Below are 24,689 nucleotides of genomic sequence, written 5' to 3'. Positions count from 1 at the left end.
GGATGTGCAATGCAGACGCCCGACGGTAAGCCGGGCGTCTAGTACTAACTTTGATAGGCAATCTCGCCATTTACCAAGGTATAGCGAACCTTGCCACCCAGCTCTAGCCCGTCAAACGGCGTGTTCTTTCCCTGGCTCAAGAGGTTTGCTGCTTCTACTTTCCAGTATTGCTGTGGGTCAAAGATGCAAATATCGGCTTGAGCCTCCAGTCCCAGATGGCCTTGGCTGATCCCTAGGCTGGTGGCTGGCGCGTTGGTGATGCGTGCCAATGCTTCGATCAGGGGAACCTTCTGTTCCTCAGCCCATTTCAACGTGAGTGGCAGCAGTAGTTCCAAGCCTGTTGCCCCAGCCTCAGCCTCGCCAAAAGGTACCAGCTTGGCATCTTCATCCACAGGCGCATGGTCTGAACATGCGAGGTCGATCGTGCCATCTGCTAGCCCTTGTCTCAAGGCTTCTCGGTCACGTTGGCTGCGTAGTGGTGGCCGCAGGTGGCAGTTGGCATCGAAAAAGCCGATGTCATGTTCGGTGAGATGCAGGTGGTTGATGCTGACATCGCAACTGATCTGCAGGCCCTGTTCTTTGGCCTCGCGTACCATGGCCACACCTTCGGCACTGGATAGGCGGCATAGATGCACCTTGGCCCCGGTTTCACGCACGATATGTAGGATGGTGGCGAGTGCCAGCGTTTCCGCTGCAACTGGAATAGTCCTGAGACCCAGGCGTGCGGCAACCTCTCCGTCGTGTGCAACGCCGCCCTCTGCCAGATAAGGCTCCTGTGGGCGCAACCAGACGGTGAAGCCAAAAGTGGCGGCATATTGCAGGGCACGCCATAACACTAGAGTGTCGACAATCGGTGCATCGGCTTGGGCAAAGCCGACACAGCCTGCTTCAGTGAGCTCGCTCATTTCGGTGAGTTGTTTACCGAGCAACTGACGGGTCAGCGCCCCCAAGGGGTAGACATTGCTCAAGTGCAATTGCTTGGCGCGGTGCTTGAGCATTTCCACCAGGCCAGATTCATCAAGAATAGGGTCGGTGTCTGGCGGGCAGGCTAGGCTGGTGATACCACCGGCTACGGCAGCATGAAGCTCGCTTTTTAATGATGCTTTGTATTCGTTGCCCGGTTCGCGCAGGCGGGCGGATACGTCTACTAGGCCCGGGCAGACGATTAAGCCCTTGGCATCGATGGTCTGGTCGGCTTTGAAATCTGCGGGCGCATTGCCTATGCCGGTAATCTTGCCGTTGCTGACGTAAAGGTCTTGTACAGCATCAAGTTTGTGTCTGGGGTCGATTAGCCGCCCTTGCTTGATATGGATATTCATTCGGAGTTTCCTGCGAGGATGCTCATGACGGCCATGCGTACCGCAATGCCATAAGTCACTTGGGGAAGAATCACGGATTGTTTGCCATCAGCCACCGCAGAGTCGATTTCCACGCCGCGATTCATTGGGCCGGGGTGCATGACGATCGCATCTGGCTTGGCAAGTGCAAGCTTTTCTGGTGTGAGGCCGTAACACTTGAAGTATTCCTGCGCACTGGGCAGCAAGGCACCGTTCATGCGTTCATTCTGCAAGCGCAGCATCATGACAACGTCTACGTCTTTCAGGCCTTCTCGCATGTCGTGATAAACCTGTACGCCAAGTTTTTCTACATGCTGCGGTAATAAGGTCTTGGGCGCAATGACACGTACCTCGGGTACGCCCAGGGTAGTGAGCGCATGAATTTCCGAACGGGCGACACGTGAATGCAATACGTCGCCAATTACGGCGACCCGCAGGTTATGCATGTCCGGCTTGTAGCGGCGTATGGTGAACACATCCAGCAGGCCCTGGGTTGGATGAGCATGGCGACCATCGCCGGCATTAATGACATGGATATGCGGTGCGACATGCTGAGCAATGAAATGGGCAGCACCAGACTCTGCGTGACGTACGACGAACATGTCGGCATGCATCGCTGTGAGGTTATCTATGGTATCGAGGATAGTCTCACCCTTGGATTGTGAGGAGGTACCCACATTTAGGGTGATCACATCCGCCGAAAGGCGTTTGGCGGCGATTTCAAATGTGGTGCGTGTGCGTGTGCTGTTCTCGAAAAAGATATTGCATACGGTCTTGCCTCGTAGCAGAGGCACTTTTTTCACTTCGCGCTCAGCTACGCCGACAAATGATTCGGCAGTGTCGAGAATCTGGTTGAGGATGGCGCGTGGTAGCCCTTCTGTTGTGAGCAGGTGCTTGAGTTTGCCATCCTTGGTCAATTGGGGATTATGCATCAGGCACTTGCCTCCAGGCTAAATTGGAGTTGATGGTGTTCATCGCGGGATAATTGTAGTTTCTGATCAAAGGGAATATCCAGTTGCAGCGCGGCAACTTGCGGGCAGATCGGCAGCTCGCGACCGCCACGGTCTACCAGCACAGCCAGGGTGATACTGGCAGGCCTGCCGTAATCAAAAAGCTCGTTCATGGCGGCGCGGATCGTGCGGCCGGTGTAGAACACATCATCAATCAGGATGATGTGGCGCTCTTCCACATCAAACGGGATTTGGGATGGGCGTGTATCTGCATGCAGGCCACGTTGGTTGTAGTCATCGCGGTAGAAGGAGCTGTCGAGTATACCTAGCTCCAGGGAGCAGTCTGGATGCGAGGCTTGCAGTGTGGGGAATAGGCGTTCTGCAATCCATGCGCCACCACTATGAATGCCGACGATAGCGGTTTTCGGCTGAATGAATGGAGAGAGTTTTTGCTCTAGTGTCAGCAGCAGGGCTTCTGCATTGGGAAGTTGAGTGTTCAATGTCATGAGGCAAGTCCGTCAAAATAGGATTGCAATATATGTTGTGCCGCTACTTGGTCCAGCATGGGTTTTTGCTTGCGGCCAGTAATGCCGCTTTGCCTGAGGGTCTGGCTGGCTTCTGCTGAACTCAGGCGTTCATCAATTAAGCGAACTGGCAGGTTGAAGCGCCCTTCCAGGCGGCGTGCAAATTTTCGGCAAAGCTGGGTCAATGCATGTTCGTCACCATTGAGATAACTTGGCAAGCCTACGACCAGCGCTACCGGTTGCCACTCTTCGATTAGGCTGGTAATGGTAGCAAAGCGTTTGTCATTGGCTTCTGTGTCAATGGTAACGAGTGGATGAGCAATGCCGAGCAAGTGTTCGCCGATGGCGACACCGATGCGTTTTTCACCGAAATCAAATCCGAGCACGCACCCTTGCAAGCTAGTTGCCGCCTCAGGCATGCCCGGCTTCCTCGGCAAAACGGGCAAAATCCAGCCCCAGCAATGCCATGGTGGCTTGTACTTTTTCTTCTGCAGGCAGGCCGAATAATAAGTGATTGCGTTGTTCTGGCGTAGCTTCCACCGTGAGCCAGGCATTTTGTGCGAGCTCTTGTTCCAACTGGCCTGCCGACCAACCGGCATAACCAAGGCTGACTACGAATTGCTCAGGGATGTGGCCTTCGGCAACAGCTTGCAGGATATCCTTGGAGGTGGTCAGGCCTGTATTGGCATCAATGCTGAGCGTTGAGTCCCAGTCTTCTAGTGGCTGATGCAGGACAAAGCCGCGATCCAACTGTACTGGCCCACCGAAATAGACTGGTTTATCCGTCAATGTGCTGGAAAGCGGTAGGTTCAGTTGCTTGAACAAGGCCTGCAGCGTCATGTCGATAGGACGGTTAATGACAATGCCCATCGCGCCGTCGGCATTGTGCTCACAGATGAAGGTGACCGACTTTGCAAAGTAAGGATCAGTCATGGCGGGCATGGCAACCAAAAACTGACCAGTGAGATTAACATTTTCCACGCCGCTATTATCTCACATAACGATTTTCACATCATGGCTTGTCGCTGGTCAGGGTGTTTCGACGTAACCGGTGATTTCCAGCCCAAAGCCGACAATGCTTGGCATCTTGCGTGGTGCGGCGAGTAATTTCATTTTCCTAACACCCAAGTCCAACAAGATTTGTGAACCTATGCCGTAGTTACGCAAATCCTGGCGCAGGCGCACCGGTTCGTCTGCAAACTTGATGCGTTCGACCAGATCTTCTGCATCTTCGCTATTGTGCAGCAGCACAACAACGCCAGCGTCGGCTTCCTGGATTTTACGCATGGCTTGCAAGGTGTTCCAAGAATGTGAGCGACTACTCTCATCAATGAGGTCGAAGACGGAAAGTGGTTCATGTACGCGTACCAGGACTTCTTTATCCGGGGTAATGTCGCCCTTCACCAGCGCCAGATGGGTTTCCTTGGCAATCATGTCGGCATAGGCAATCAGGCGCATTGGGCCGTAAGGAGTTTCCACGTTACGCTCTGCAGCACGTTTGACGAGACATTCGTTTTCATTACGATATTGGATCAGGTCGGCGATGGTGCCGATCTTGAGGTTGTGCTGCTTGGCAAACTCAATCAGGTCCGGCAGCCTGGCCATGCTGCCGTCTTCCTTTAGAATCTCGCAAATGACAGATGCAGGCGTTAAGCCCGCCAGTGCTGACAGATCACATCCTGCCTCGGTATGTCCAGCACGCACTAGCACGCCGCCATTTTGTGCTGCTACCGGAAAGATGTGCCCGGGGCTGACTATGTCGCTTGGTTTAGCATTCGGGGCGACGGCTGCTTGTATGGTACGGGCGCGGTCACTCGCAGAGATGCCTGTCGTCACTCCTGTTGCTGCTTCGATCGACACCGTAAAATTGGTACCCATGCCGCTGCCATTTTTTTGCACCATGGCAGGTAGGTTAAGTTGCTTGCATCTATCTTCAGTCAAAGTCAGGCAGATTAATCCACGCCCATGCTTTGCCATGAAGTTGATGTGTTCGGCAGTCGTGAACTGGGCGGCGAGCACGATGTCGCCTTCGTTTTCGCGGTCTTCCTCGTCAACGAGGATCACCATGCGCCCTTGGCGCATTTCTTCAATGATGTCTGTGGTTGGGCTGATCATGATGGGTAAAGATGTTTAAGTGAATACTGGCTGCTTATGCGGGAATGTCGTTCCACTGCGTCATGCGATCTACATAGCGTGCGATCAAGTCGACTTCGAGATTAACGCGGCTGCCTACGCCGAGGCCTTTCAAGGTGGTGACTTCGACGGTGTGGGGAATGAGATTGACATTGAAATCATCGCCATCCACATGGTTGACCGTCAGGCTGACACCGTCAATTGTAATCGACCCTTTCACTGCAATGTAGCGTGATAGCTGGTGAGGTGCCCGCACAATCAACAACATGCTCTCGCCAACTGGTTCAAAGCGGATCACCTGACCTACGCCGTCGACATGGCCGCTGACCAAGTGACCACCTAGGCGGTCAGAAAGCCGCAAGGCTTTTTCGAGGTTAACCTCGCGCAGAGTGTCTAACCCCACGGTGCATGACAGTGTTTCCTTGGAAACATCGGCCTCAAATGTGCAAGTGCCTAGCGTAATTGCGGTCAGGCATACGCCATTGACTGCAATGCTGTCGCCAATGGCAACATCTTGCAGGTCGAGGTTGCCTGTATCGATCACAAGCCTTGCGTCATCGCCATGAGGGGTGATGGTCTTGATATGGCCTTGGGCCTGAATAATGCCGGTAAACATAGAGTGAATTCTAGCAGACGTGATGCGGTCTTTGGCGGAATTTTGTTTGGGAGCTAAACGCTTTCTTTGAGCGTGTCACATTTGTAAAGTGGTAATGAAATTAGTGACTTAATTTGAGGCTTCTGAGATTAGTCCGATGGGACTAATTAGTCCAGACGTACTAAATGCAAAAAGTGAAATCACTCATATACTGCGCTCCAGTATCAAGCGGGACAAATTTTAAGTCCGTATTCATTTTAAAAATACTGTAGTCAGTTGCGACGCAGTAACAATTCGAAAAGAGGCTTGTGATGTTGAATTTCAAGGGGACAGTTATTGGTGCACTACTTATTGGTGCATCTATTATTAGCCAGTCAGCATTTGCTACACCATCTGTTGGTATCAAGGCCACATTGACTGGTTACGAATTTTCCAGCAAAAAAGATGTTGTTGAGGTTAATGTTGATGCTTGGATTAATAAGAGCGTAACTAATAAACCTAACTGGGTGAATATTAGTGGTGATGTTGATGCCGGCGCATACTCCGGCAAATGGGCTGATAACACTTCTTTCGTTGCATTCTGTGTTGATTTGCTCCAGGCCTATAAGCCTTTTGGTCAATCAGCCTATTACACGGAGGGAACTTTTAGTTCAACTGTGGCTGGAAATCTGACCTCTTTGGCAAACAAATACTATTCTTCCGTGAGCGATGCGGTTTCTTCCGCTGCTTTCCAGGTTGCCGTGTGGGAAATTATTTATGAGCAGCAAGGTAATGCATTGAATTTGGAAAAGAACAAATTCCAAGCTGAGGCAACAGAAGAGTGGCAAGGCTGGTTGATATTTGGTAAGTGGGTCACTGATCCAGAGTCTAAGGCAGCTATTGATCTTGCGCAAACATGGTTGGCTGGTGTCAATGATGACAGCGTGCTGGCTACTGGTGACTACAGCTTGACCTACCTGAAGAACAAGAGCTACCAGGATTTGGTTGTGTTCACCGCAGTCGCAGCAGTCCCAGAGCCAGCTACCTATGGTATGTTGCTGTTGGGCATGGGCGTGATGACCTTGGTTGCACGCCGTCGCCGCGCCAACACCATCCGCTTCTAAACAGCGTTTGGCAGTAACAAGAGCCCTTCCAGTTGGAAGGGCTTTTTTATTGGTTTCGTGATGATGCTCATGCTGTACTTGTCTTCCTTTCACGCTAGAATGCGGCATGACATTTTTTAAACAAATTCCGTTCGAGCTTTTTGTCGGCTTGCGTTACACGCGGGCCAAAAGGCGCAATCATTTCATTTCCTTTATTTCCCTCACTAGCATGGTTGGCATTGGCTTGGGTGTTGCTGCCTTGATTGTGGTGCTTTCAGTGATGAATGGCTTTCAGGAGGAGTTGCGTAATCGCATTCTGGGCGTGGCTTCACACTTGCAGATCACTGGGCCAAATAACGTGCTGGAGGATTGGCGTGCCTTGGAGCAGAAGGTGGAAGGGGCGCCACATGTACAGGCTGCCGCACCTTATGTCATGGCGCAGGGCATGTTATCTTTTGGTCAGGCGGTGCAAGGAGCAATTATCCGTGGCGTGTTGCCTGATGCCGAGGATAAAGTGGCCGAGCTGGGTAGTCATATGCGGGCAGGGCAGTTAAGCAATCTCAAGCCCGGTGAGTTTGGTGTGGTGCTTGGCTCTGAGTTAGCGCAATCTCTAGGCGTAGTATTGGGTGACAAGGTGGTGTTGATGGCGCCGCAAGGCCAGTTTACGCCAACGGGTGTAGTGCCGAGGATTAAGCAGTTTAAAGTAGTGGGCTTGTTCGAGATCGGCATGTTCGAGTATGACTCCGGCCTGGCGCTCATTCATCTTGATGATGCTGCCAAGCTCTATCGCATGGGGGACACTGTCTCCGGGGTACGTCTCAAGTTGGATGATTTATTCAATGCACCTGCGGTGGCACAGCAACTGGGACAGCGCCTGATGGGTGTGGGTAACTATTATATTAGTGACTGGACCCAGCAGCATGCTAATTTCTTTCGTGCTATCCAGATGGAAAAGCGCGTGATGTTCATTATCTTGGCGCTGATCGTCGCAGTTGCTGCATTCAATATCGTCTCTACCTTGGTGATGGCAGTGACGGATAAGCGTGCGGACATCGCCATCATGCGCACCTTTGGTGCCAGCCCGCGCAGCATCATGCAGATATTCATTGTGCAAGGGGCTTTGATAGGTGTGATTGGCACCGTGGTGGGCGCATTTTTTGGCGTATTACTTGCCCTCAATATCGATACCATTGTGCCCTTCATTGAGCGTATGTTTGGTGTGCAATTCCTTGCCAAAGATGTTTATTACATCAGTGATTTGCCTTCCAAATTAATGTGGTCGGATGTGACGGTGATTGTCGTCTTGTCTTTCGTACTGAGTCTTCTGGCGACCCTTTACCCTAGCTGGCGTGCTGCTAGGATCAATCCGGCGGAGGCTTTGCGCTATGAGTAATCCTACTATCCTGCAATGCATGGATTTGCAGAAAACCTACACTGGCCTTGATGTTGCAGTGCTTAACGGCATCAGCCTGCAAGTCGACGCGGGTGAACAGATTGCGATTGTCGGGACTTCAGGCTCTGGCAAGAGCACATTACTGCACTTGCTTGGCGGATTGGATGAGCCGAGTGCCGGGAGTGTCAATGTCATGGGTAAGCCCTTGGCTGCCCTTAATGAAGCTCAGCGTGGGGCGTTGCGCAACCAGGCATTGGGTTTTGTCTATCAGTTTCATCATCTTCTGCCGGAATTTACCGCGCTAGAAAATGTGGCGCTACCCTTGATGATACGGCGCTTGTCACGCGATGAGGCATTGGCGCGTGCGCAGGAAGTGCTCGTCAAGGTTGGATTGGGCCACAGGTTGGAACACATGCCGGGCGAGCTTTCGGGCGGTGAACGCCAGCGTGCAGCGGTAGCACGCGCGCTAGTGACTAATCCTCGCTGCGTATTGGCTGATGAGCCCACCGGTAATCTTGATCGGCATACGGCCCAAGGCGTATTTGATCTTTTGCTGGAGTTGAACCGTGATCAGGGCGTAAGCCTGGTGGTCGTGACTCATGATCTTGAACTGGCTGCGCGCATGCAGCGGCAATATCGTCTGCAAGATGGCAGGTTAAACGCTATCTGAGCGGGTGATTGTATATGCCCACGTTTGCACTGACATTTGTAGCCGGTGCCTGGGTATTGCAGCAGCTGCCTAACCTGCCCACCCTGTCCTTGGGGTGGGCATTGCTTCCTCTTATTATTCTTTTCTGGTGCTTGCGTTCTCAGGCAGTGATGCGTAATGCGGTGTTGGCGTTGCTGGGGATGACTTTTGGCTTCCTCTGGGCCGCATGGATGGCGCATGGTCGAATGGCGGACGAGCTGCCTGTTGCCTGGGAGGGTAGTGATATTGCTATCGTCGGAGTGGTGGCAAGCTTACCCGTTGCCCATGAGCGAGGGGTGCGGTTTGATTTCGATGTCGAACAAGTCAAGACGGCAGGCGCAGTGGTACCTAGCCGCATTTCATTAATTCAGTATACCGGCGGATTTTCCAGGGGAAGCAGCCGTGTTCCTACGGTAAAGCCTATCAACCAGGCACGATTCCATGCCGGTGAGCGCTGGCAATTGACGGTACGCTTGAAGCGACCACACAGCACATCTAACCCATACGGCTACGATTTTGAGTTGTGGATGCTGGAGCGCAACATTCGCGCCAGTGGTTATGTCAGGCAAGCACCTGCTGCCACCCGGCTGGATGCACACGTTAATAGACCCGGCTACTGGATGGAAATGGCGCGGGAGTCAGTGAGTCAACGTATGGCTGAGGTACTGCAAGGCAAGCCTTATGCTGGTGTGTTGAAGGCACTAGCGATTGGTGAAGACGATGCGATCAGCTGGTGAATGACAATAAAGTTCTGTTCTGGCGCGTCATTGATTGGAAAGGATTTTTCGAAAATGCGGAAAAATCCATGCCATTAAAGTTCTGGCCCGGATTTGCACCCTATGTTTAGGCGCGTGACATTAAAATTCTGGTCTGGATACTGCGCACGCACCAACGATCGCGCGGAGTTTGCTGGCCGAACCTGATGCCGTTGTCGATGTACGGTTCTATTGTTCCATGGGAATGTTAATGCACTGGTTCGATCACAATCTGGTTCTGAGAGACGTCTATCGTCTTGCGTTAATGCTGGAGTTCGGAGCGAGCAGACATAGCGCTCGCTTCGACGATATTGCCTGGCTGGGCGGGCTACACGATGAATTCTTTCGGAATGAGGCCGGACATCTTCTGGTTTCCATCGCTGCGGCGATTCGACGGATTCAAGATCGAGAGTGGAGTGCGATGTCTCCGCAGGAGCGCAAACACCACGCAATGCATCCGTTATCGGATAAAGACAGCATTGGTTTCTACGCAAAGAACCCTCCCAAAGACTCTCTGAACTTTGGTCTTCGCCGAGCGTGCAATTGCATCATGCATGGTGAGAGCATCCAATGGAAGGACCCTGCCGAGGGGAATTTGCAGGCGGTTTGGACGGCGCCGTACTACGACATGGTCTTGAGTGGAGCAAGTCGAGCGGATGGAAAGAACTTCTTGATGACCGGCGCTTTTGTCTTCCTTGTCGGAGCTGAGAATGATGGCTCCTGGGAAGCCGTCGTGCACTTGCCGCGATTCCTGAAGGCCGCGACAGCGAAGGTCAAAGGGCTTATGCCCTGACGTAGGGGCTATCGCAACGCAGCAATCGTCTAGTTTTCAGACAGATCAGGCAGGAATCGACTGGTTTTCAGACAAAACAAGCGGCAATCAACTACTTTTCAGACATTCTTGCCCTGTTTTTCGGGGTAATCGAGTAGTTTTCAGACATCGAGGAGCAGTCTGCCGCCACTGTCGAAGTGGCCTTGGAGGCCACATACAAGACTTTTGGTGCCCATGCGGGGACTTGACGGAGTGGCCGCTCGGGCTGCCAAAGACGCACCCGAAGCGGCTGATCGCTACGTCTTGGCAAGGGGGCGCGCCTGATTAGCGGCACTGTAAGCTCAATCACCTGCGCTCAAACGCAATATCTTGGTATACGGCGGTAGGTAGCGAGTAAACTACGCCATGTTCAGGAAGCGACCCAGCGCAGTTAAGCATGGATCCGCGACCTGAGAGGGAAGCGAGCTTCAAGAAATTCTTGAGTTTCGAGGTAAGAATAGTCGGGTGATTCAGCGATGTCGACGGTATTTTATAAAAAGCAAACAGGAATCAAAGCGATAAAAATAGATAAAAGAGACCTTGCCATCTTTATCGATGATTCCGGCTCAAGGCAAAAGCTAAGAATAGAGGATGCGATTAAGTACCTTGCGAAACTGGACGAAACGAATCCAGAGGACCAAATCATCTTGGTGTACCTAAAGCAAGCCAAAACAAAAGCGAAGCTTATAGAAGCTGCGCTAGGTCGTGAAATAGACGAAGAACGATCGAAAGTACACTGCAACAATCCCAGCGAAGGCTACAAAATTGCCCAGTGCAGCCTAAATAGCACTGGCGAAGAAATCAGGGTGCTGGCCTTGAAAGCGGCACGTAATCCTCTCAAAGCAAGTACCGAAGATGAAGCGTTCACCATAGTGGACGAAATAGCACAAACCAAGGAGGGGGTAGCGCTACTCAAGGGCTTATATGCAGTAGAGCGTCTCGGGGAGAAAATCGGGAAAGAACTCACACCCTTAGAGCAGGAAGTTCTGGCCTACATAGCCGCTTACTGATCGTAATTAAGATCAGTCGCCAAGCAGAAAAAAGCCCTAAGCTGCGATTAGGGCTTCGGGCTTCGGGCTTCGGGCTTCGTGTGAGGGCTTAGCGCTTAGTTAAGGGCCCCACACATCAACAGGGGTCTTACGATTTGTAGTGCTGTTGTCTCCCAACTGTCCGGATGCATTATACCCCCAGCACTTTCCCGCTCCCGAGGTCATAACCACGCAAGTGTGGCTATTGCCCGCCCAAATGCTAGCCACTCCAGACGTCAGCCCTACGACATTTACGGGGGTGGACCGATTTGTCGCGCTGTTGTCGCCAAGCTCATTGTTAATGTTGTTACCCCAGCATTTGGCGCCACCAGACGTCGTCACCGCACAGGTATGGTAGTTGCCTGCCGAAATGCTAGCTACTCCGGAAGTCAGCCCGACAACATTCACGGGCGTTAATCGGTTGGTGGCACTGTTGTCACCCAACTGCACGTTGCTATTACGCCCCCAGCATTTCGCGCCACCGGACGTCGTCATCGCGCAAGTATGTTGGTAGCCCGTAGTAATACTCGCAACCCCAGCTGTCAGTCCTACCGCATCCACAGGCGTTAAGCGATCGGTGGTGCTGTTATTGCCCAGCGCGCCGTAGGTGTTCTGCCCCCAGCACTTCGCCGCGCCAGTCGTAGTTACCGCGCAAGTGTGAGTGTTGCCAGCCGAAATGCTTGCCACTCCGGACGTCAAACCTACGACATCCACTGGCGTTAAGCGCTTGGTAGTGCTGTTGTCGCCCAGCTGCCCGTAACCATTGTGCCCCCAGCATTTCGCGCCACCGGAGGTCGTCACCGCACAGGTGTAGCTAGCTCCAGTAGTGATGCGCGCCACCCCAGATGACAGCCCTACAACGCTCCCGGGCGTCAGTCGGGTTGTCGTGTTGTTATTTCCTAGCTGTCCAGAGGAGTTAAAGCCCCAGCACTTGACCGCCCCGGACGTCACCGCACAGGTGTGACTGCCGCCTGCCGCAATGTGTTCCACGCCAGCGCTAAAGCCAACCACATCTACCGGTAGCAAGCGTGATGTCGTACTGTTGTCTCCCAGCTGTCCGTAAGTGTTATCTCCCCAGCACTTTACGCCGCCAACATTGGTAATAGCGCAAGTATGCTTATGGCCTGCTGATATTTCACGGACGTTCAGCACCACCCCACCCACCTCAATGCTGTACACCGCCTGACCATCGGAGCCCTTGTAGGTGGCCAGCACGGTGAAGCTCGCCGGCGAGGTCGTCTTGGTGGCCGGTACGCCGACTACAGCCCCGGTGGTTGCATCCAGCGCCAGCCCTGTTGGCAGGGTGCCTTCCACCAGGCTCCAGCGCGCAGCCGATTTATCAAGACTCGAGTCGCCGGTGACCGTCAGATAATCTTGCAGCGAATGCGTGTAGGCCTGGTTCGCCGTCGCCTTTGGCAGCATTGCGCCAGCCAAGGACACAGTGATGGACTCCACCGGTTCTTGCGCCTTTGATTGCGCATTCAGCGGCACCACAAGGAAAAATGTGGAAGAGGCAAACGCAGGGGGGATACCAGCAGCCAACGCTGCTGCGCACGAGAGGGAGAGAAATTTCTTCTTGAGCATGAGCATACCTTTTGAACAGGGGTGTCCAAGGTATAGCTCCAAGTGCTTGCGATAATTGAACTAGCCCGGAGAACCGTGGCCTCGGCTCTCTCCGGACCGATAGACGGCATTTCGCTTCAATCCTCTGCGCGCGGCAACCTGCTCCGGCATTTCTGCCAGATGATTCCATGATGGCGCATGTGTGATCGTTGCCTGCTGCAATCTTGTTGACAATTTAACACCTTCCCATCGACCTCGATCGTGTATTTCGCCAGGCCGAGCTTGGCAAGCCGGCGCCAGCCAAGCGTTTGCCAACCATTATTGGCCCACCGGCAGGTCGTACGGCACTAAGCTGCCCGTTGGCGTAGCTACCCCAAATTGACCAAAATCATTACGTCCCCAGCATTTTGCCTGGCCGCTCACAAGGGCACACGCGTGGGAGCTGCCAGCGCTCAAGCTAGTCGTGCCAGAGGTCAAGCCAACGGTGGGCACTGGAGCGCTCCTGTTAGTTGTGGTGCCATCACCAAGGTGGCCAGACAAGTTAATGCCCCAACACCATACTGCGCCGTTAGTTGTGGTTACGCAGGTAAAGCTTCCTTTGGAAGACAAGTTGGTCACCCCCGAAAGACCGCTGACTTGCACGGGGTAAGCGCTATAAGAAGAAGACGCGGTAGCTCCTCCATTCCCAAGCCGACCATAGTTCATATGACCCCAACACCGCACCCCACCACCAGAAGCGATGGCACAAGCATGTAGCTGTCCCTGCGCAATTTGAGTGACACCACTCGTTAGTCCATACACCTGTACGGGCTGGGTTTCGTTGTTTGTCGAGCCGCTACCCAACTGGCCTTGAGAGTTCAGCCCCCAGCATTTTGCTGAGCCAGAGATCACTGCACAGGATCCCCCGGGACCTGCGGATAAGCTTGTGACTTTGCCGATCAACCCATTGACTGCTACTGGCGCCAATCGTTGCAAATAAGTTCCATCACCAAGCTGCCCGGTGCTATTAGACCCCCAGCACTTCACCCCCGAAGTCAAGCTAGCGCATGTATGCGTTTCTCCTGCCGCAATGAGCTCTACGCCTAAAGTCATGCCAGATACTTCAGTTGGCGTTAGGCGATCGACGGTAGTTCCGTCACCAAGCTGCCCCGCACTATTTTTTCCCCAGCATTTCAAGGCACCAGCATGAATAGCGCAGGCGTGATAATTGCCCAAAGACAGCGCAGTAACGTTGGAGGATAGTCCTGCTACTGCTACTGGGGTTTTGCTGCTGACTGTAGAGCCGTCGCCTAATTGACCGGCAGTATTTGAACCCCAGCACTTTGCCGCGCCTTCGGTCGTCACCGCGCAGGTGTAGTCATAACCTGCGACCAATTGCGTAATATTGAATTGTTCTCCTCCAACTGCAAGGGTGTAAACCGCTTGTCCGTTGGCTCCCTTATAAACCGCCTTCACTGTAAAGTTAACTGGCGCATCGGGCTTGTCGGTAGGCTTACCTGTAATGTCCCCGGTAGTCGTATTCAGCGTCAAACCTGCCGGCAAGGTGCTGTCAACCAAGCTCCAGCGTACGGCCGCCGAGTCAAATGAGGCATCTCCTGTAACGTTCAGGTAATTGCGCAGGGATTCGCTGTACGCGTTGTTCAGCGTGGCCTTGGGTAGTGTGGTGCCAGCCAGGTTCACCGCGATATTGAGCGCCACATCAACAGAGTAGTCAGCTTGCCTGTTTTGTCCTTTGTAGGTAGCCCGCACGGTGAAGGGTGCGGGGGAAGTTGTGGCTTCTGTAGGAGTGCCGCCTACCACCCCAGTGACGGGGTCCAGCGTCAGGCCGGCGGGTAAAGCGCCTCCCACGACGCTCCAACTCACAACCGTCGAGTCGTATGCCGAATCGCCGGTCACCGCCAGGTACGAATGCAGGCTCTCGCTGTACGCCTGATCAACCTTCGCACTTGGCAGCGCGGCACCGGTCAGCGCCACGGTGATGACTTCCACCGGTGCTTTCGCTGCGGTAGGGATCGGCACCACTAGGTAGAACGAGGTAGCAGCAAGAGCAGGTGCGGCAACGGGACTAAGGGCCAGGGCACAGGAAAGGGAGAGAAATGTCTTCTTGAACATGAGCATACCTTTGGGGATAGTACTGTCCAAGGTATAGCTTCAAGTGCTTGCGATAATTGAACTGGATCGGACAATCGCGGCCTTATTTATTTCCGGGCAGATAGACGGCGTCTCACGCCAACCCTCTATACGCGGCAACCTGCCCCGACATCTCTGCGAGCATTGGCTGCAATCAGGCCTTTTCGTTAGCCATAACTGGCTTTCGTCCTCTTCGGGCGACGGACTCCACTAGTGGGCCGTCGGCCCTTGTGATCCTCAATACCTCAAGAACCTGATCAAAGAGGCCATCGGCCTTCCAGCGACGGAATGCCCAACTCAAGTCTGTTGTCTTGAACCCCTTGGTAGGCACCTTCGCCCACCAGATGCCTGACGAAAGCTTTAGAAGGATGGCGTCCAGTAGATCCCTACGTGAGTGGATGACACTTTGGGCTTTGCGTCTTGGAGTCAGAATCGGCTCGATCAGCTGCCACTCCTGGTCGCTGACCGATGAGGCACCGTCCAACTGCAACGGGACCTTGATGCCAGCTACTGACGCCTTGGCTTTTCGTTGAGGGTCCGCCATCGAGTGAAAAATCATCGTTTCGCGCATGCCCGTGACGCTGTCCTCTGCTGGTATGGTCATCGCGATCAACGTTGCAGTCGTCACAAATACCCGATTGCCAAGCCTTGGTCCATGCAATGCAATGCGAAAATCACCAAGTGGAAGATGCAGTCGTAGTGCTCCAGTTGAAGCGGCTAGATAGACGCTGTGCATTGCCTTTCTGGCTGACTTTGAGAGCTGCAACCATTCCACGGGTTTGTTAGGCGCTGCGCTCTCCCTGCAGCGGGAATAGTGTCGTGTGTACGCCGGATTGTCGACGACGACAGTAGGTGGCGTCTGGCCGTAGTCCACGTAAGCGAGGAGGTCTGGGCCAGTGATCTTGAAAGCTGCTGGAAACAATAGCGCGCTGGGCTTAAAGAAGGCCCGCATCAATACCAGCGCCGGCACATGTACCGTCAGGTCGTCGTTCCCCATGAATTTGAAGACTTCGTGGCGATTCAGACATCCTTCGGGCAGCTCAATACCTATCCCTGCAAGGTATTCATCAGGATCTGAAAGGGACCACGACGATAGGCCGCCCTCGTACAGGACGCGATAAGGTTTAGTAGTGCGAGGCACCTTGAGCCGCTCGCTCGCGATCTCCTCGATGCGCCTGTGCTCAATACCTTCGTTCGACGTAAAAACTTCAATGCTGCTGGTGTCCAGAGAAACACCGAGTGCCCATTCCATACACGACTCCAATAATAGGAATTCGTATAGGAAAAACACCAGGCCCATGTTGAGCCTTCAGCTATCTTTTTTTGGGGTAAGTTCGAGGCCGTTTGCCTGCCTGCCGCTCGGACTGCGGCGTTGCTTTGAATCTCTCGATCCACAGCAAGATTGTTGGAATTTCATGGCGGAAGTGATGCAGGAGCGACACAATTCCTGCCTTCTGTGCCAGCTCCCTGACGGTGATCCTTCGACCCTCCCGTTTGCACCGAGCGACCTCTTTATCCATGACCGCTATTGCCTTGCGTTGGATGAGGTCCCAATCCCTGGGTTTTGCTTTTTTGCGGCGCTCGTACTCCGAAGGGGATCGAGATGGGCTCGGAGCGTTCAGCAGGAAAATGTTCAGCAAAACGTGCTTCAACGCTGTGGTGCTGGCCCCTGAAGAGCGCACCAATAGTGCCGGCCAGGCGTTGCGCCGAGCGAGGTCGATATTGGCACCCAGGGAGGACAGGTAGGCGTCGCCGTAGAACGAACGGAGGTCCGCCGAAAGAACCTCCCCGAATATCTGACCACTGGTGAAAGAATATCCATAGCTCGCGGCAACGTCTCGGTAGCGCTCCGCCCAATCACCATACGAAAGGCCAAACCTCAATGCCTGGTCCGAGAACCTTGCAATATCCATCAAAACAACTCGTGAAACCTCGTAAGCGCAGGCCCGAACTGACTGCACCTCATTGGGCGGCACCATGAGCCGCTTCGCACGGATATCAACATCGCTCAAGCGCAGAGGTTGCTCATGTACGGCGCACAGCAAGACGCCAGGGAGTTGATGCGATCGCCGCCAGTACGTCTCACCGTATTGCAGCAGATCCTGCGCTTTGCAGGCCACACAAAGCTTGAGCAGGCTCGTCGACTTCGTTGCGTTTTGAGCGACCGCCGCGACGCAGAGATCCGAGCTACCGCTCAAGAGCGAGGTCAGGATACGTTCTTTGTCCCGTCGCGCCATGAATGCAACCGCGTAGGGCAGCAAGGTGTGGCTATGGATGAATTCCTCCAGGTCCATCCCGAAAGCTCTCGCAATCCCTTCGTGGCCCGTTATTACCGTAGAAATCGTGGTGATGTTTCGGCCGGTCAGATGCCGCATCAAGCGCTTTTGCGACAAGCCGAGTTGCCTCATCGCCCGACTCAACAAGCTGCCTAAAAGCTCATCAGGGTATGGGCGAAGGAGGTGCATGGTCAGATCTCGATGACTTCCTCGAGCAGCGGAGCCATTCCAAACTCCTGTAGCTGCTCCAAGACTGGAACTCCTCTCGACCTGGCATGGGAGATGGCTCGCCGGTAGTCCTCCGGCCGTTCATCGAATCTGTCTGGCGCAAGCTCCTCCTGTATCTTCGTCCGCCGCTTCCTCTTCGCTGACGGGGGGCTCGTCAAGGTGGAAACCGCCTGCTTCACGCCCTGGGCAAGATTGATGCTTGAATCTGCTTGGGCTACCGCATCAGCCACCTCGCTGGATTCTTCAGCGCTGAACCCCAGGGCGGTTAGGCCGGCGGCAAGCCGAGGCGTGAATGTGTTGTCTGTTGCCCGAACACTGAAAAGCGGAGACTTCAGGTGGTTCAACTTGCGGTGGGCGTTATCGATGTGCTGCTGAAGATTCAATGGTGCGATATCGTCATACTGGCAAAGCATTTCCAAATCATCGCGGCTCAAGGCTTCTACCATCGGATGCATCAACTTGAACTCGCCCTCAAAGATATCGAGGATGAGCTCCGGTGTCAGTTGTTCTGTGCTATTGAGCATTGCCCGTGCCTGCGCAGATGCGAACAGCTTGATGGCCAGGTCGATCACGCCTTGGCTACAGTCGTACATGCGTTTGCTGAGAATGGGATCCAGCGGGACGGGATTGCGTGTCCACTGATACTGCCAAAGGATGTCCAGGAAAGCATCCCACTCGCTTTCTTGGCCCGCCGTCCCTGGGTGCAATCGATCCCACGTCGAGATGCCGTGCCCGCTCGAGCGGCGACCCTGTCGAAAGTCGATACCCAAGACCTTGGATGCCTTGTTCGTGCCAATGAAAAGAATCGGGACCTTTAAGTCGTTGCTGGCTGACACGAGCTCTGTCATGACCTTCTGACCACCTTTGGTCGCATTGGTCAGGTTCTGTACCTCATCGCAGATAAGCAGGCCAACCAGGTGCAGATTCATCAGGCGGGCAACGCTTCGCATGATCGTGTCTGCACCTGTCTTCCCCTTTAACGCATACTGGCTGTAATAGTCGGCGCCAGGGATTAGCTCATCGATCTTTTGCAGAATGCCGTGAGCAAGGCCCTTGATCGATGAACCGTCGCTCGGCATCTCGACGTGCAGGTAAGGTATCTGATAGAGGTTGTACTCTTCGTGGTAGATCACTTTAGGTAGGTGAGCGCACCATCGATTTACGGTCGTCGTCTTTCCCATGCCTGAAATGCCGACCAGGGACGTCGAGATCTGAGGTGTTCGGGACGATGCGGTCTGGCTGAATCCTAGGCCGGCAAGCTGCTTTTCGTAGATCGACTGGAATATCTTTGCGTGTCCCGGCGTCCTTGGAGCGCGGCCGACGTAGCCTGTCCGCATCATTGAATCCATGGCCCGGCTCAACTCGACATGGTTTTGCATCGGGATCATGAAGTTCTGCAAGCTCTTGAGCATCATGAACCGGTCAGCGGTCGACCACTGACGCTGGCTTGGATCAAATTCGGGCATCAGCGTAAGGGCGTCAATAAGCGCATCGTCATTCATGGTTGGCGGCAGCGCTTCAATCAGCGGGTTGCCGCGGAACTGAGGAATCAACTGCTGGGCGTACTTCGCCGAGACGATGTGAGAGGTATCGTGCATATGTATTTCTAAGCTGTGTTCTGTCATGAGCGCATCCGGGCGCGTGCTGCTTCAATGCGCTCTGCAAGGGAGCCGGAAGCTGCCGTTGGAGTTGGCGTTGTCGGGCTGGAGTTCTGCGGCTCTGGGTGCAGAGCGGGCGCCTCGCTGCGCTTTCCCCCTTCAATCTTGGCCAAGGTCTTGCGTTCGAGCTTGCGTTCCTCCTCGCGCACCTCCTTGATGTCGGCACGGCGGGCTGAACGCGACACTTTGGGCGCTGATTTCAGGCGTTCTCGAGCGGCATTCATCACCGGACGGGTTGTGGTGGAAAGATCAATGCTGTTTTGCAGGCGAGAGTGCTCGGCATCGATGCGAAGCACTGCACGCAGGCATTCGTAGTACGCAATTTCATCAAAGCTCATTCCCTTGTACTTGGCGCTTCGCTCCGTCAGCGTCGCCACGTAGGGCTCGCGCTTGCCATCCAAGGAATGCACATAGATTGAGTCGGCAAGGCGAGTGTCGTAGGAGACCGTCACCGAGAATCGACGTTTGCGGGCGGTCTCGAACCACTTTTGTGCGATGGCCTCAGGGAAGCTGTAGAAGCAGCCTTCAAACTCGATTCCCTTGTCGGTGACGATCGCCTTTTTCTTGCGCAGCAGTGCAAACCGGACCACGGATTCCTCGTAGCGCGTCAGCAGGCCCGCACGGGACTGGATGCCGTGGTTCCATAGTTCAATAGGGCTTGGACGGACGTTGTCCAGAAGCTCCTTGGTGTCCATATCGTAGCCAAGCATCTCCCTTTGGTTGTACGCAATGATCGTGTTAAGGATCAGATGGCCAAAATCTCTCAGCGTGAGGCAGGCGTCTTTTTCGTAGTGCTTTCCCCGGCGCCGAGTGGCGTTGGATGGCGGGTCATACGCGGGAGCGATGGGCTGGATACTGTTGTGAAGCAGTCGGAAGCCGCATTCAACCAGTGGCTTCCAGTCCGGCCGCTTGCTGGGCAGGTTGGTGACGGTGACATGCAGCCCTTCAGCGACATTGCTGCTGGCGTGCGAGATCATGTCTCCGCGGTCAGCGAGAAACTCAGACGGGAATACTTGGTGTGCCGGCCAGTCTTCGGGCGCGTAAGGTACGCCGTACCGTTCACAGAGAGCGCGTTTGTCCTCGGCGATGCTCAGGATGGCCTGCATCGCTCCGTTCCAACTGGCATTCTCCAGGCCAAAGTAAAACCCGACGATGAGACGAGATTTGCGGTCAATGATGAGGTAGAGCGTCGGCTTGCCGATAATCTTGGTGACGTCTTCGCTTGACACGAGGTAGATGTCCGCGATGGTGGCGTCGATCTCATAATAGTGTCCGACACCTTGGCAATCCGCCATGATGGTTCCGAGCCGCTTTCGATGCTCCCGCTCGAAGTCTGAGTTCCCCTGGCGGCCGCGCAGCCGTGTCTCAATGTCGTAGGCCTTGAGGAGAAAATGGCGAAACTGGCGCAGACTCGGTCGAGCACCCAAAGGATTGACGTGAAGCTCGCCGTTGCCGTCAGGGTAGCGGTAGAACTGCTCGACCAATGATCGATAAGCCGCAGGGACGGATATCTGTGCGTTTGGCAGGTATTCCTTTTCAATCACTTTGCGGAAGAACGAACTGTCCGCCATGGTGATCTGGTAGGTGTCATAGCCATTCTTGGCTTTGCGTCCTCGCCCAGCTGTGATCGCGCAGGCTTCGCTCGCATCGTCAGCAGCAGGCGTGGTGCGGCCAGACTTGTCGTAATCCGGAAGCAGCGCGTACTTGGTCTGCCCCCTTTGCCAGTAGCGACGCAGGTCTTTGTAAAGCGTGGTCGGCGCGCAACCTGTCTTCCTCGCATGTTCCGCGATGGCGTGCTTTCGGGTCTTTGGCTCGAATAGCGCCGTTCCATGCGCAGACAGAAGCGGATTGAGGCGTTTCCATGCCGCCTCGCATCTGCGAATGCGCGCTTGGCTGTGGCCATGGATAGGCGTCGCCGGCGGGGAGACGCGCTCAAGATCACGAATCTCGGAATACGGAAGGCACTCAGGCCAGGCATGTGAGTGCAGCGCTATGACCCAGGCTTTATTCGTGGAGGTGTCGGCTTGGAGCAGGCGCATTTGCATCCCGTCCAGCATGAAAAGGTCATTGCTAAACAGCATTCTTGCCACCTACCGCGCGCAGTCGACCAGCCCTGGATGTCATGAGGAAGGATCCAATGGGATCGTTTGCCAAGTTTGGAGAGTTGAGGTTGGCGAGAAGAGCGCGCTCTTGCATGAGCATGCGTGCGATGCGAAGGCCTGTGCCTGGCTCGACGCCGTATCGCGCATCAAAGGAGGCGCAGTACGCCGCCAGTGAGGTGGCCTCCGAAGCGTCATATGAAGCCAGTTCGCCCGCCATGCGACTTTTTAGCTGGTCATAGAATCCAGCGTGTGGCTCGGTCTCGCCAGTTTTGAGTTGCGCGTCCCTGATCCAGTAGATGTTGGCGATCTTCTGTTTGGGTATGCGCGAGTGATAGATGAGGTGGTGAGGTATCCCAAGTGCTTGGAAGTAGCTGCGCTGAATTTCCAGCTTCTCCAGGGATATCTCGTCCTCCGCCTCTTCGTCTCGCTTGGCATTCAGCGCAATGTAGTCTTCCCCGTCAGCGGTGCGAACCGTCAATAGGAAATCAACAGTCATCACTGTCGGAACCTGGGTGCCTGGGTAGTGCGGGTGGCGGATCTTGAGATCGTGGGCGACCGTTTGGGTGATCTCCCGATCGAGCGGATACTGCTCGCGGATATCAATTACGGAACGCGACCACTCGGCCGCGATGAAGATGTCGTGCTCTACGTCGGAGAAGAGATGGTGAGCGCGACCGGTCTTGGAGCTCCAGACGCGACGAGAGCGACCAGTGCTACTGAGATCGAACACTTCAAGCCACGGGTTGTAAGCTGAGCCCGAGCCTTCCCCATATCCCGCTTTTTGGCGTTCTGCGATTTTCTTCTCGGTCCACTTAATCCGAGACATACTGACCTCCTCATTCCGTACGCTCAATGCGAGCCAGCGTGTATAAGAAAATCTGTGAGCCGGCTAAGCGGTATTAACTGCTAGAAGTAAAGTAATAATCACGTATATCGAAAAATAATCCCTACCAAAGTTTAATCATCATTTGTGATGAAAATACATCATTTATGGATTGTTGGCAACTATAGGGCTTCTTTCTCACTATAGGCGTGAGCTGTAGAATGACTCGGGTTCCTTCTAGTCACCTACATCAATGCTTACTTGGGAAGTTGAGGCTCGCCGTATACTCAGAGCGGAGCTTGCTCGCGCCGGCGTCGGATACAAGACTCTTGCTGTCCGGCTGGCTGCGCTCGGCATTGAAGAAAGTGAAGCCAACCTCTCCAACAAAATCGCACGAGGGAAATTCTCCTTTGTGTTCTTTTTGCAATGCATGAAGGCGATCGGGATCAAGGCTGTGGATATCGATACAAAAATCGACTCTGCTGTTCTCGAGAAGAAGTAGCCAGACGGTATGCCGTCGCGCTCTTGAAGGCGGCTCATCGCTAGTCGCCGGAGCTATACCTTGGACACCCCTGTTAAAAGGTATGCTCATGCTCAAGAAAACAGTTCTCTCCGTTGCTAGCGCAGCCGCGCTTCTAGCTGCCATTGCAGCGCCCGCTTTCGCTGCATCCTCGTTCTACCTAGTGGTGCCGGTTCCTACTGCTGCCAAAGCGCCAGTGGAAGCCATCACTGTGTCCTTGGCTGGCGCTGCGCTGCCGAAGGCAACCGTCAACAAGTCCTACAGCGAATCCCTGCGTCCGTACTTGAGCGTCACGGGTGATGCAGCTTTTGACTCTGCGGCCGCGCGCTGGAGCTTGGTGGAAGGCGCCTTGCCAGCGGGCCTGTCATTGGACGCCACCACCGGCGCCGTGGCCGGCACACCGACGGCCAAAATGCCTTCGCCAGCCAGCTTCACGGTGCTGGCCTCTTACAAGGGTCAGAATGGTCAGGCTGTGTACACCATCGAGGTGGGCGGCCAGGTGCTTCAGGTGAGCAAAATTGCAGCAGGAGGCTACCACACCTGCGCGGTGACCACGGCGGGGGGGCTCAAGTGTTGGGGATTTGATGGCTACGGTCAGCTGGGCAATGACGCTGCTTTGACGAACCAGCCCACACCGATGGACGTGCTGGGGCTCACCTCGGGTGTTGTGAGTGTCGCAGCCGGGATCGCGCATACATGTGCGGTGACCATGGCGGGCGGGCTCAAGTGCTGGGGGCTGGATAACAACGGCCAGCTGGGCAATGACGCTGCTTTTACAAGCCAGCCAACTCCGGTGGACGTGCTCGGCATGACATCGGGTGTGGCGAGCGTGACAGCAGGGGACAACCACACCTGCGCGGTGGCCAGCTCAGGCGGGCTCAAATGCTGGGGGTATAACATCAACGGCCAGCTGGGCAATGACGCTGCTTTTACAAGCCAGCCAACTCCGGTGGACGTGCTCGGCATGACATCGGGTGTGGCTAGCGTGACAGCAAAGGGCAATCACACCTGCGCGGTGACCAGCTCAGGCGGGCTCAAATGCTGGGGGTATAACATCAACGGCCAGCTGGGCAATGATGCTGCTTTTACAAGCCAGCCAACTCCGGTGGACGTGCTCGGCATGACATCGGGTGTGGCGAGCGTGGCTGCTGGTAACTCCCATACCTGCGCGGTGACCAGCACAGGCGGCCTCAAATGCTGGGGCAATAACAGCTTCGGTCAATTGGGTAATGACGCGGCTTTGACGAAACAGCCCACGCCAGTGGACGTGCTCGGCATGACATCGGGCGTGGCGAGCGTGGCAGCGGGGGTACTCCACACTTGTGCGGTGACCAAGGCGGGCGGGCTCAAGTGCTGGGGGGGTGACAGCTACGGTCAGTTGGGTAATGACGCGGCTTTGACGAAACAGCCCACGCCGGTGGACGTGCTCGGAATGACTTCAGGAGTGGCTAGCGTGGCAGCGGGGGGCTACCACACCTGTGCGGTGACCACGGCAGGTGGACTCAAGTGCTGGGGGGGTGACAACTACGGACAGCTCGGTGATGACACGGCGTTGACAAACCAGCCCGCACCGGTGGATGTAGTCCCTTAATTTATAAAGGGCTTGCGCTAAGCCTACGCACCCAGGCCCGAAGTCGCAAGAGCCGCTTCGGGCTTTTTGCCGTTCTGGAAAACAGCCTGTTTTTCAAACTCTCTCACAGACCTCATCTCTTCTTCGCAGTTGGCTGCCACATCAGCAACCGCACAATCGATGGATTGGCTTGCTCCAGCTCCGACATGTCAACCTGAAAGCCATACAGCTTGTGCAGCCCCGGCACCACTGCGCAGGATCTGGAAATGCCTCCCTCGCAATGCACCACGACCGATGAGATCGCTGGTGGGAGCTGTTCAATGAGGCTTCGGATCTGCTGGGCATGAGCCGGGGTGAAAGCGGCAGGAATTTTTTCTTTCGCTCTGACCGACAGCTCGGGATTCAGAAACTTAACGTCTGCGCGCCCGTACCGTGGCGTTGAAGTGGCGTGTCAGAGCCATTGCTCACTTGGCTTCATCTGCGGCCTCATCAACCTAGCGTCCAAGCTATGCCCCATATGCCT

Annotated in this window: 22 protein-coding genes; 8 read left to right on the top strand and 14 right to left on the bottom strand. The window is 54.7% G+C overall.

Annotation, left to right across the window (positions count from 1 at the left end; genetic code table 11):
- Positions 1-44 precede the first annotated feature (44 nt).
- Genes LG202_RS13035 through LG202_RS13005 form a run of 7 tightly spaced genes read right to left on the bottom strand, consistent with a single transcriptional unit; the run spans position 45 to position 5,560 of the window.
- A complete protein-coding gene (locus LG202_RS13035) occupies positions 45-1,319 on the bottom strand; it encodes a dihydroorotase (protein ID WP_230348820.1) in 1,275 nt (424 codons plus the stop codon).
- The gene (locus LG202_RS13030) at positions 1,316-2,269 is read right to left on the bottom strand and encodes an aspartate carbamoyltransferase catalytic subunit (RefSeq protein ID WP_230348819.1); all 954 of its coding nucleotides are present in this window, start codon (positions 2,267-2,269) and stop codon (positions 1,316-1,318) included. Before LG202_RS13030 ends, LG202_RS13035 begins: the two co-directional genes overlap by 4 nt.
- Complete coding sequence (gene pyrR / locus LG202_RS13025; RefSeq protein ID WP_230348818.1) at positions 2,269-2,793, bottom strand: bifunctional pyr operon transcriptional regulator/uracil phosphoribosyltransferase PyrR; 525 nt, start codon at positions 2,791-2,793, stop codon at positions 2,269-2,271. The genes LG202_RS13030 and pyrR overlap by 1 nt, the downstream gene beginning before the upstream one ends.
- Entirely contained in the window at positions 2,790-3,230 is a 441-nt protein-coding gene (gene ruvX, locus LG202_RS13020) for a Holliday junction resolvase RuvX (RefSeq protein WP_230348817.1), read from the bottom strand. Before ruvX ends, pyrR begins: the two co-directional genes overlap by 4 nt.
- Entirely contained in the window at positions 3,223-3,792 is a 570-nt protein-coding gene (locus LG202_RS13015; RefSeq protein WP_230348816.1) for a YqgE/AlgH family protein, read from the bottom strand. The genes ruvX and LG202_RS13015 overlap by 8 nt, the downstream gene beginning before the upstream one ends.
- A gap of 48 nt (positions 3,793-3,840) precedes the next feature.
- Positions 3,841-4,926, bottom strand: a complete 1,086-nt coding sequence (ribBA, locus tag LG202_RS13010) for a bifunctional 3,4-dihydroxy-2-butanone-4-phosphate synthase/GTP cyclohydrolase II (protein ID WP_230348815.1) — start codon at positions 4,924-4,926, stop codon at positions 3,841-3,843.
- Positions 4,927-4,960: 34 nt separating this feature from the next.
- The gene (locus LG202_RS13005; protein ID WP_230348814.1) at positions 4,961-5,560 is read right to left on the bottom strand and encodes a riboflavin synthase; all 600 of its coding nucleotides are present in this window, start codon (positions 5,558-5,560) and stop codon (positions 4,961-4,963) included.
- Between the two features lie 290 nt (positions 5,561-5,850).
- Here LG202_RS13005 and LG202_RS13000 point away from each other — a divergent pair, with 290 nt between their 5' ends.
- The 6 genes from LG202_RS13000 (at position 5,851) to LG202_RS12975 (ending at position 11,278) form a co-directional block, all read left to right on the top strand.
- A complete protein-coding gene (locus LG202_RS13000; protein ID WP_230348813.1) occupies positions 5,851-6,642 on the top strand; it encodes a PEP-CTERM sorting domain-containing protein in 792 nt (263 codons plus the stop codon).
- A 106-nt stretch (positions 6,643-6,748) separates the two neighbouring features.
- On the top strand, positions 6,749-8,014 hold the full coding sequence (locus tag LG202_RS12995) for a lipoprotein-releasing ABC transporter permease subunit (protein WP_230348812.1): 1,266 nt from the start codon (positions 6,749-6,751) through the stop codon (positions 8,012-8,014).
- Positions 8,007-8,684: a lipoprotein-releasing ABC transporter ATP-binding protein LolD gene (gene lolD / locus LG202_RS12990; protein WP_230348811.1), complete on the top strand. Its 678-nt coding sequence runs from the start codon at positions 8,007-8,009 to the stop codon at positions 8,682-8,684. The genes LG202_RS12995 and lolD overlap by 8 nt, the downstream gene beginning before the upstream one ends.
- Positions 8,685-8,698: 14 nt before the next feature.
- Positions 8,699-9,439 (top strand): ComEC/Rec2 family competence protein, encoded by a 741-nt coding sequence (locus LG202_RS12985; protein WP_230348810.1) that lies wholly within the window; start codon positions 8,699-8,701, stop codon positions 9,437-9,439.
- Positions 9,440-9,668: 229 nt separating this feature from the next.
- Positions 9,669-10,250 carry a hypothetical protein gene (locus LG202_RS12980; protein ID WP_230348809.1) on the top strand — a complete coding sequence of 194 codons (582 nt, stop codon included), beginning with the start codon at positions 9,669-9,671 and terminating at the stop codon, positions 10,248-10,250.
- A gap of 494 nt (positions 10,251-10,744) precedes the next feature.
- Positions 10,745-11,278, top strand: coding sequence for a hypothetical protein (locus tag LG202_RS12975; protein WP_230348808.1), 534 nt, complete (start codon positions 10,745-10,747; stop codon positions 11,276-11,278).
- A gap of 99 nt (positions 11,279-11,377) precedes the next feature.
- On the opposite strand, the gene LG202_RS12970 is transcribed toward LG202_RS12975, so the two are convergent.
- From LG202_RS12970 to LG202_RS12940, 7 genes are all read right to left on the bottom strand, one after another.
- Positions 11,378-12,880: an RCC1 domain-containing protein gene (locus tag LG202_RS12970; protein ID WP_230348807.1), complete on the bottom strand. Its 1,503-nt coding sequence runs from the start codon at positions 12,878-12,880 to the stop codon at positions 11,378-11,380.
- A gap of 297 nt (positions 12,881-13,177) precedes the next feature.
- A complete protein-coding gene (locus LG202_RS12965) occupies positions 13,178-14,971 on the bottom strand; it encodes an RCC1 domain-containing protein (RefSeq protein WP_230348806.1) in 1,794 nt (597 codons plus the stop codon).
- 172 nt (positions 14,972-15,143) lie between these two features.
- Positions 15,144-16,241 carry a transposase gene (locus tag LG202_RS12960; RefSeq protein ID WP_230348805.1) on the bottom strand — a complete coding sequence of 366 codons (1,098 nt, stop codon included), beginning with the start codon at positions 16,239-16,241 and terminating at the stop codon, positions 15,144-15,146.
- Between the two features lie 61 nt (positions 16,242-16,302).
- On the bottom strand, positions 16,303-17,454 hold the full coding sequence (locus LG202_RS12955) for a TnsD family Tn7-like transposition protein (protein ID WP_268867672.1): 1,152 nt from the start codon (positions 17,452-17,454) through the stop codon (positions 16,303-16,305).
- A gap of 2 nt (positions 17,455-17,456) precedes the next feature.
- Entirely contained in the window at positions 17,457-19,118 is a 1,662-nt protein-coding gene (locus tag LG202_RS12950; protein ID WP_230348803.1) for an AAA family ATPase, read from the bottom strand.
- A complete protein-coding gene (locus tag LG202_RS12945; RefSeq protein WP_230348802.1) occupies positions 19,115-21,232 on the bottom strand; it encodes a Mu transposase C-terminal domain-containing protein in 2,118 nt (705 codons plus the stop codon). Before LG202_RS12945 ends, LG202_RS12950 begins: the two co-directional genes overlap by 4 nt.
- Positions 21,222-22,079 (bottom strand): TnsA endonuclease N-terminal domain-containing protein, encoded by an 858-nt coding sequence (locus LG202_RS12940; protein ID WP_230348801.1) that lies wholly within the window; start codon positions 22,077-22,079, stop codon positions 21,222-21,224. Before LG202_RS12940 ends, LG202_RS12945 begins: the two co-directional genes overlap by 11 nt.
- Before the next feature lie 250 nt (positions 22,080-22,329).
- Here LG202_RS12940 and LG202_RS12935 point away from each other — a divergent pair, with 250 nt between their 5' ends.
- Both LG202_RS12935 and LG202_RS12930 read left to right on the top strand, forming a co-directional pair.
- Positions 22,330-22,578, top strand: coding sequence for a DUF6471 domain-containing protein (locus tag LG202_RS12935; protein WP_230348800.1), 249 nt, complete (start codon positions 22,330-22,332; stop codon positions 22,576-22,578).
- A gap of 88 nt (positions 22,579-22,666) precedes the next feature.
- Entirely contained in the window at positions 22,667-24,187 is a 1,521-nt protein-coding gene (locus tag LG202_RS12930; RefSeq protein WP_230348799.1) for a putative Ig domain-containing protein, read from the top strand.
- The last annotated feature ends 502 nt before the right edge of the window (positions 24,188-24,689 follow it).

This window comes from Methylobacillus methanolivorans, from assembly GCF_054588515.1.
The sequence above is the reverse complement of the archived record's forward strand: the minus strand, read 5'-3'. Positions and strand labels throughout refer to the sequence as shown.